Consider the following 1632-nt stretch of genomic DNA (forward strand, 5'->3'; position numbering starts at 1 on the left):
TGTCCCTTAGCGTACGATTTTTTCCGTTTCCTGAAGCGACCCCGTCTACGACTTAGCAAGTGACACTGCCGCCGCCTTTATTGGCGCCTGGCACATTGAAATTGGGAGATTCTGTATGGTCATCAAACCCCGCGTTCGCGGCTTTATCTGTGTGACGACCCATCCGGTTGGTTGCGAAGCCAACGTCAAGCAACAGATCGATTACGTCACCCAGCAGGGCGCCATCGACGCAGGGCCGAAGAACGTACTGGTACTCGGCGCGTCCACCGGCTACGGCCTGGCAGCGCGGATCACCGCAGCGTTCGGTTGCGGCGCCAACACCCTCGGGGTGTTCTTCGAGCGCGGCAGCGTCGACGGCAAGCTGGGCACCGCCGGCTGGTACAACACCGCGGCGTTCCACAAGTTCGCCGAAGCCAAGGGCCTGTACGCCAAGAGCATCAATGGCGACGCTTTCTCCGATGCGGTCAAGGCCGAAACCATCGAGACCATCAAGCGTGACCTGGGCAAGATCGACCTGGTGGTCTACAGCCTGGCCGCGCCGCGTCGCACCCACCCCAAGACCGGTGAAGTGCTGACCTCGACCCTCAAGCCCCTGGGCAAGTCGGTGACCTTGCGCGGTGTCGACACCGACAAGGAAATCGTCAAGGAAACCACCCTGCAACCGGCGACTCAGGAAGAGATCGACGGCACCGTGGCGGTGATGGGCGGCGAAGACTGGCAGATGTGGATCGACGCACTGCACGAAGCCGGAGTCCTGGCCGAAGGCGCGAAGACTACCGCTTTCACTTATCTGGGCGAGAAGCTGACCCACGATATCTACTGGAACGGTTCCATCGGCGAAGCCAAGAAGGACCTGGACCACAAGGTCATCGGCATGCGCGAGCAACTGGCCGATCTGGGCGGCGATGCTCGCGTATCGGTACTCAAGGCCGTGGTAACCCAGGCCAGCTCGGCAATCCCGATCATGCCGCTGTACCTGTCGCTGCTGTTCAAGGTGATGAAGGAGCAGGGCAGCCACGAAGGTTGCATCGAGCAGGTCTATGGCCTGTACAAGGACAGCCTGTACAACAGCGAGCCGGTGATCGACGAGGAAGGTCGCCTGCGTGCCGACTACAAGGAGCTGCAACCCCAGGTCCAGGACCGGGTCAAGCAGCTGTGGGACCAGGTCACCAGCGAGAACCTCTACGAGATGACCGACTTCGTCGGTTACAAGCAAGAGTTCCTGCGCCTGTTCGGTTTCGAGATTCCGGGTGTCGACTACGAAGCCGACGTCGATCCGGACGTGAAGATCAGCAACCTGATCCAGCTGTAACCCTGTCGTAGCGTTTCACTCCAACGCCCCTCAAGCCCGAGGGGCGTTGTTGTTTCTGCTCAGGCGAGTTTCACGTTCATGGTGATCCGCGCCGTGAACACCGCCTGGTCTTCCTCGTTGAGGGCGGTCACTTCCACCAGCTTGTCGCCGGCACTGGCCCAGTCCACGGCGCTGCCGTCGGCCACCGCGCGCACATTGCCCTTGGCCTTGGCCAGGTATTCCACGCTCATGCCCTTGGGAATCCACCGAGCACCGGTGGGGATGCTGACGTCGGTCAGGGGTCGCTTCAGAAAACGGAAAAAATCGTACGCTAAGGGACG

Annotated in this window: 2 protein-coding genes; one reads left to right on the forward strand and one right to left on the reverse strand. The window is 61.0% G+C overall.

The annotated features are described in order from the left end of the window. The first annotated feature begins 115 nt into the window (after nucleotides 1–115). The gene (fabV, locus tag LZP96_RS23820) at nucleotides 116–1312 is read left to right on the forward strand and encodes an enoyl-ACP reductase FabV (protein WP_057175007.1); all 1197 of its coding nucleotides are present in this window, start codon (nucleotides 116–118) and stop codon (nucleotides 1310–1312) included. A gap of 59 nt (nucleotides 1313–1371) precedes the next feature. Here the strand turns inward: fabV and LZP96_RS23825 are convergent. After that, a partial coding sequence (locus LZP96_RS23825; RefSeq protein ID WP_159174183.1) for a DUF4442 domain-containing protein occupies nucleotides 1372–1632 on the reverse strand: 261 nt, incomplete at its 5' end.

This window comes from Huaxiibacter chinensis (genome assembly GCF_022171985.1).
Classification (GTDB): Bacteria; Pseudomonadota; Gammaproteobacteria; order Enterobacterales; family Enterobacteriaceae; genus Enterobacter; species Enterobacter chinensis_A.